Annotated in this window: 5 protein-coding genes; all 5 read left to right on the forward strand. The window is 42.8% G+C overall.

Annotated features, from left to right (window positions below):
- Positions 1-1,278 precede the first annotated feature (1,278 nt).
- Positions 1,279-1,767 (forward strand): hypothetical protein, encoded by a 489-nt coding sequence (locus F6K20_RS16385; RefSeq protein WP_008187418.1) that lies wholly within the window; start codon positions 1,279-1,281, stop codon positions 1,765-1,767.
- Complete coding sequence (locus tag F6K20_RS16390; protein ID WP_008187417.1) at positions 1,764-3,434, forward strand: ATPase domain-containing protein; 1,671 nt, start codon at positions 1,764-1,766, stop codon at positions 3,432-3,434. The genes F6K20_RS16385 and F6K20_RS16390 overlap by 4 nt, the downstream gene beginning before the upstream one ends.
- A gap of 59 nt (positions 3,435-3,493) precedes the next feature.
- Positions 3,494-5,677, forward strand: coding sequence for a DUF7125 family protein (locus tag F6K20_RS16395; protein WP_008187414.1), 2,184 nt, complete (start codon positions 3,494-3,496; stop codon positions 5,675-5,677).
- A 277-nt stretch (positions 5,678-5,954) separates the two neighbouring features.
- Positions 5,955-6,746, forward strand: coding sequence for a hypothetical protein (locus F6K20_RS16400; protein WP_287252708.1), 792 nt, complete (start codon positions 5,955-5,957; stop codon positions 6,744-6,746).
- A 587-nt stretch (positions 6,747-7,333) separates the two neighbouring features.
- On the forward strand, positions 7,334-7,630 hold a 297-nt coding region (locus F6K20_RS16405; RefSeq protein WP_287295324.1), incomplete at its 3' end, for a peptidogalycan biosysnthesis protein.

The following is a 7,630-nucleotide window of genomic DNA, read 5'->3' on the forward strand; positions in this document are numbered from 1 at the left end:
CAGTTCTACCAAGATGCCAGTTCCACGCAAGATGCCCATTCCACCAACATGTCCATTCCAGAAAACTCTTAAAATCATTCCATTATTAAGCAACGCCCTAAAAAAAAGCGATCGCATTTCCTAATCCTACTAGCTAATCTCAGCAGTTAATCGAGATAAAAACAACTGAATTTTTTGATTGGTTTAGTTCAGTATTGTATTGCTATCCTTAAAGGCAGGGTAAACGCATCTAACTTAAGCAAGTTTTATAAAATATATATTTTTGAATTTTAACTATTACAGGATATTCCCAAAGATAGTCCTGATTATGACTTAATTTGATTGGTATTGCATTCAGGGTAAGCGCAAGAATCAATAAACCGTGGCTTACCCTCGAAAAAGACCGCGTCATTCTCAACAACTTAACTCTATTGCGAGTACAGTTCTACGAGATTATAGGGGTTTCGAGCCACGATCAACCGATATCCAGCCAATGCACATTATGGGCAATTTTTTCTTGCGCTTACCCTGGTATTGCATTGAGCAGACTATTCGATTATAAATCGAATAGTTGAAATTTTTAAATAAGTAAAATCAATTTACTAGAATTATTGGGTGTTAGCATACAGTTAACTATACACATTGACATTAATTATATATATTTTTAGTTTTAGTTATTATATTTGATTATCATAACTATATTAGTTTAATATCAATTCATCTTATATTGCTGAATTAAACCAATTTTTTACTTCTTAATAAAGAAGTTTTTGATTAGCTTTTACAACCAAAATATAATCAGCGTGTTGATGAAATAGCGAGTGGCTATTGCATCAACACGCCGTTTTTCATTTGTCAGACACGCCAACGAGTTCTTAAAAATTAGTCATGAATTCATTATTTTATATTTGTTGATCAACTTAACCTGGTTATTATATCACACTCTTGCTTATTTGTCAATCTAAGTGAGATGCGTTTGCCCTGTCTTTAAAGCCTGTGTTTATAGCAATTCTTATTTAGATGAGGTACAGATTCCTGAGTTTTAGGGGGCAGCAACTTTTTAGCAACTAGCAGGTAAGAGGGAAAAGGTAAAAAATTATGTGTACCTCATAGCTATGATAAACCCTATTATTTGTTAATAAAACTTATTTTAATAAAATAAGTTTCGTTATTTTTAATTCAAAATTAAAAATAAAATTAACAAAAATTAAAAAAATATATAACCAAATCCATTAAATTAAAAAGTAGAATAAGCTTTGTAAATTGATGGGATACATTGGGAATTATCCATAGATACCCATGACTACAACTAATAGTTTTCTTAACCTTAAGTGGGAACGAAAATTTGAGGATAATGCTATGAGCGATCCTGATAGAGAAATGGAGATGCGATCGCCACAACTACTTCAACAGCAAGTCCAGGAGCAAGTTGACCAGGCGAAGACCGAGGCCCGTAAAGAAGAAGTTATCGACATTTACGAAGATTTGCTCACCACGATCTGGAGCCGGATTATGCCGACCTTAGGTAGAGTGACAGTAGTGTCGATTATGGAAAGAGCTCTAGCTTTGACAACGGAAAAATATCCCCTGATTGGCTATTTAGAATCGAGTGCCGAGGGAATTTCGTTTGAGGTGTTTCGCCAAAAGGTTTCACCAGAACAACGGTTACTAATTCCTGAGGCCCTCAAAGAGTTAGTCACAACGTTAATCGATATTCTAGCCATCTTGACGGGCGACATTCTAGTCAGACAATTACTCAAGGAAATTGAAGGGAAAAAACTTATATGATCAGGCCTCGGACAAAGCCCTTAGGTAAACTGCCTACTAGTATTCCTGGTCTAGACTCGATTCTGGCTGGTGGTATTCCGGAATTGTCCATTAACATCATCACTGGGCCACCCGGATCTGGTAAGACAATCTTTACCCAGCAAATACTATACACCAATGCTAGTACACAGCACAAAGCCCTTTATCTCGTTACCCTATCGGAACCTTCAGTAAAATTACTGCACTACCTACAAAAGTTTGATTTTTTTGACCCCAGTAAGGTAGGTACTGCGGTAATTTATCTCGACATCGGCGAGATTATCCGAGAGCAGGGTCTAACAGAAGCGATCGCTGCCATTATTAATTACGTAAAGGAGTACCGACCTGGGCTGATCGGCATTGATAGCTTTAAAGCTATTCATGATTTGGCAACGGATCCCGTAGAAGTACGTAAGTTTGGCTACGACCTCTCAGTGCGTCTGACTACTTGGGGAGTAACAGCTTTTTTAGTAGGGGAATACACTGACGAAGAAATTAAACATCAACCCATCTTTGCCATCGCCGATGGGATTATTCGTCTGCAAAATCAGCCTCTGGGGTTACACTACCAGCGTTATTTAGATGTGCTCAAACTCAGAGGGGAAAATTATTTTACCGGCTTGCATCCCTTTGAAATCAGTCAGACTGGCATAGAAGTCTATCCCCGGATTAAGATGCTGAAAAACTTATCATCGAAGCAGAAGACCAGCCAACAAAAACTTTCCACTGGCATCCCTGAACTGGATAGGATGTTAGATGGGGGATTGCAGCATAGCACGGCAACTATGGTTGCTGGAGGCGCAGGCACTGGTAAAACCTTGATGGGACTTCACTTCATTGTGGCTGGAATTCTCCAAGGGGAGCCTGGAGTAATTGTTACCTTTCAAGAAAATCCCCAACAGCTCAAAGCCATTGCCCTGTCCTTAGGTTGGGATTTAGAGGCCATGGAAAAGCAGCGAATGCTAGTGCATCTGTATGATTCTCCCGTAGAACTACAGCCGGATATCCATGCTGCTAAAGTTAAAGCTGTTGTAGAAAGGGTTAAGGCTCGCCGGATTATGCTTGATTCTCTCAAGGATATTGAGATTGCCACCCCAAATAAGGTTCGCTACAAAGACTATATTTACTCCTTAGTGAACCAGTTTAAACTTCAAGGTGTGACCACCATAGTAACCAACGAAATTGGGGAGCTATTCGGACCGTTTCAGTTGAGTGAACATGGCGTATCCTTTGTGGTGGATAATGTTATCCTCTTGCGCTATGTAGAACTATCCGGTCGCATTGGACGAGCCATAAACATTATGAAGGTCAGGGGAGCGCCCCACAGCAAAGAAATCCGGTTTTTTGAAATTACCTCAGATGGAATTCGCATCGACGAGGTGATTCAAGCTCAAACTGGTGTGCTGACTGGAATGCCTGTCTTTAATAATACTTACTCGAATGACAATGGCTTTAAGGAGTTGCTTAACCAGAGTCGTAATATCATGAAAATCTTGCAGGGGGTGGAGGAGATGGACATCAATGAATTAGCCAATCGCACTGGATTCAGCCCTCAAGACTTGCTCCATGAGTTAGAGAATCTCAAGCAGCAGGGTATGGTAATTACCTGGGAACATCAGAATACAACCTATTACAAAGCTACGATTTGATTGATTATTTGGATTGATTATTAGTTAAATTACCACTAATGACTAATCACTAATGGCTAATGACTAAGCCCACAATCAAATTAATGTCCACAGGAGTGCCAAATCTGGATGCCGTTTTGGGCGGTGGCTTTCCCATCTACTCATTGAATATCTTGGCAGGGGCTCCTGGCACTGGCAAAACCATTTTGGTGCAGCAGATTCTGTTTAACACTATCAAGAACCAACCCCATAAGAGAGCTCTTTATCTCAGTACCCTTTCCGAGCCAACCCTCAAGGTGGTGCGTTATATGCAGCACTTCCAATTCTTCGATGCTCAAGTATTTGGTGAGCAGGTGATCTATAGTGATCTCGGTTCATTCTTAATTGAACAACCGATGCCTAGGTTGGCGGATCATATAGTGGGTTTGGTCAATCAACATCAAGCAGAAGTTATAGTTATTGACTCTTTTAAGGCCATTGCTGACCTGACCGAAAAAAGTGGTGAATTCCGCCGTTTTTGCTACGAACTATCGGTTCGCCTCGCCAGTGCTCGTTGCACTACTTTTTTAGTGAGTGAATCCGATCGCTCCCAGATTAGCAACAGTGCAGAATTTGCTTTGGCTGATGGCATTATTTACCTTTCGACCCATGAGGAGGCAGGGGAGCAACGCCGTTGGTTACAGGTTCATAAATTACGGGGTCTGGCACCCTATATGGAACCATTTCCGTTTGTGATCACTAATGTGGGGGTGCGGATTCTCAGCCCTACCCTAACCCTCAGGCAAAAGTCGGTGAGTTGGTCAGTGCCAGCAGGGCTTATGGTGATGGGAATTCCGGGTTTGGATAAACTGTTGCGGGGAGGTATCCCCTACGGTCGTTCAATCATCCTCTCGGGAGTTGCTGGCACTGGTAAAACTACCTTTGGCCTACAGTTTCTCATGGCTGGAGTTGACCGAGGGGAAAAAGGTTTGCTCTTTTCTTTTGAGGAAACCCCCTCTCATCTGTCCCAGATGGCAGCCGGTTTTGGTTGGGACTTAGAACTTCTGATTCAACAGGAAATGCTGCGCATTGTCTTTGTTACCCAAACTAACATCCGGGTTGAAGAACACCTAGATCAAATTGCTCAGGAAATCGCCTCCTTCCAGCCTCAACGTTTTGTGGTGGATTCAATATCAGTCTTGCTCTACAAAGTCAATAACCGAGCCATCCAGCGAGAAAAGACCTTCCAATTGGCAACCCTGATGCAACAAATCGGTGGAGTGGGTATCTTGATCTCAGGTATCCCTGCTCATGAAACTGGACACCTATCCAGCTTTGGTGTGGAAGAAACCATTGTCGATGGCATGATTGTGCTATCAAAAGAACTGGTTGGTCGTAGACGCGATCGCTATCTAGAAGTGTTTAAAATGCGAGCATCTGACCATGTCTGTGGTTCTCACCCCATGGCAATCACAGAAAACGGTATTGAGATATTTTACAGTCCCAGCCAAATATCCCCCCCCTCAACCACCGAATCATTAAAATTTCTTGGGGATACGACCTATTTAGTGTTTGGGTCACTGCAACAATTGCTCCCAGGCAAAATCCCCTATAACACCGCTTGCTTGGTGGAGGGCGCTCCCGGACTGGGTAAGAGTACCCTAGCCTATCAGTTTTTGCTCTCAGGCTTGCATCGCCAAGAATCAGTGCTATATATTAGTGCCGATATTCCTAGGCAGCAAGTTTATCAAACCCTCCCAAGTTGGGGATTACTCCCTGACCCCTACCTGGAAGCAGGGCAGTTGGTGATCCTCGATACCTTTAGTCCCATGGTAGAGACATTGCCAGCAAATTCTGTACACCTGAATCTCAATGACCCGGAGATGCTTTTGCTCAGGATTGCGCAACAGCTCGAGCAAATGCCTAAACCCTGTCGAGTAATCTTTGACTCCCTCACGCCTCTACTAATCAGCTGTACCCCTAGAGAATTTATTAAGCTGGTCTACCGCAAAAATCGCCAACTCCGTCAGCCTGATGTGGCAGTGTTAGATATTTTTGCTCAGGACGGAATCGAAAAAAGCGATCGCTACAATTTACTGAACCTTTATGATCTGGTAATAGACCTTTATTCACCTGACTGGGATGAAATGAATAACGGAGCAGACATTGGCTACAAAAATTGGCTGCGAATTAGTAAAATTCGTGGCGCTAAGGCAGATCAGCGTCCCTACCCTTACAGTATCTCCCCCACTAACGGGATTGTGATTGAGAGCACCCCATCTTAATCAACGATTCTCGATCACGATTCATTTCCCAAACAGTAGAAAATCTCTCGACGCTTCCATAACATCTAGCGAAATCAGCGTGTCGGAACAAACTTTTGCTATCGACCACTCCAGAAAGACGCGCGCAAAATACCAAAATTTATGAACTGATCAACTATTCTCAGCCGTTAGTCTTATATTTATGAGTTTGTTTGAGAAATACGGTCTAGATTCTGATGCTAAATAGCCTTTACACTATCATTGCCCCTTAATATAAAAACATTTATGTTTAAAAATTATGACAGGCAACCAAGCGGTGTGGCAAACAATCTTTGACCAAATCAAGGCAACTATTGACCCACCAATTTGTGGTATGCTTCTTCTAGAAGAGCAAAAGACTCGGTTGCTTATTGTGCTAGGTCAGCAGTCAACTACTACTGCGGCTGAGCAATTGCTAGCTTTGGCACTGATTACCTTGGCTAGCTTAACTGACCTAGACCTCCAACCAGACCAAATTCAGATGGAGTTAGTGGCATCACAGGAAACTGATGCCCCAAAAACCGTGGCTTATTTAGCCCAAAATGACCTGAAGCGACTGTTTGTTACTCTAAGTTTTCTAGCATTTTGTTCGGAAACGCGATCGCTAAATGTTGCTGCCTTAGGGCAAGCACTACGAGAGAGCACCCTGATGCAAAACGCGATGGCTGGATTGGCGGGCTGGAGTCTAATCAATCGTCAGGGGGTGATGATTTATCGCTACCCAGAAGCCCCGGAATTAGATTTAATTGATAAATACTATTCCGATCGCCGCTATTTTCAACAAGCTATCAAGGGACGCACCTATATATCAACAGTTTTTCGGGCGAAGAGTAACCTGTGGGTTGCCGTGGTTTCTTTACCAGTGATTGGAAATGATGGGCAGGTAGTGGGGATAGTATCTGGGGGTTTGGATTTGGCAGGAGTGCGGTCATTTCTGAGCGTGCCAGTGATTGATGACCGTAAAATCAAGGGTCTAATTACCATTGCTAGTTCAGAAGCAGACGCTTTTGGTGAGAAACAATTGAAGGTTATCAGCTCACTGGGCTCTTGATAGTGATCAGTCAAAACTTTCCCTTGTTGGTTAATCACTACCGGATAGCTCGACAATATCTGCCGTTGTGAGGCTGGTGTCTGTAGCAGAGCTGACTTGATGATCAGGGCAAACTGCCGTTGACCTGATCGGATGCGAGTAGATCTGCCAAGGATTTTCCTTGACTATCAAGACCTTCAGGGTTTGAAGTCTGTGACTAGATGTGTTATGTAAAAGATTTACTAACCTTTCTAGCCCATCTGGAAAAACAAGTGGCTCTCGCTGATGGGGTCTTGTTTGGTGCAGGTACAATGCCAGCCTATGGTGTCAAGTTAATTTAACTTAAACTAAGAGACAGGATATCTGGTCATATCTCGTCTGATAACTCCCTCGATCGATAAAATAAAACTTGAAGTTACATACTTGAAGTAAACTGTAAAAACGTTAAGGCTCAAGGTAACAAACATGCCAGTTTCTGAGTAATTGATCGAAGGAATTGTTTCAGACTTGGCCTTGGCCTATTGGCCACGCTACGCGAATGGCCACGCTACGCGAACAGACTTGCTGACTTGACCAATCTCAAGTTCCCCTAATCCTAGATTACCCCAATGGTTCAACAACCCAAGCTTGACTATTCCGTTATCTGGGTCAACCGCATGGCAGATATTCCCCAATCCCCTTGGGATCACCTTGCCCAACCCCTAAAAACCCCTTTTCTGGAGTGGGAGTGGTTGAATACTATTGAAACATCTGGCAGTGCTACTGCTAAAACCGGTTGGTTGCCCAATCACTTAACGGTGTGGCGAGATAGACAGCTGATCGCTGCTGCACCTATATATGTCAAAGGTCACAGTTACGGAGAGTTTGTCTTTGACCAACAGTGGGCGGATTTATCCTATCGCTTA

Origin of the sequence: Moorena sp. SIO2C4, from assembly GCF_010672485.1 — a bacterium.
Classification (GTDB): Bacteria; Cyanobacteriota; Cyanobacteriia; order Cyanobacteriales; family Coleofasciculaceae; genus Moorena; species Moorena producens.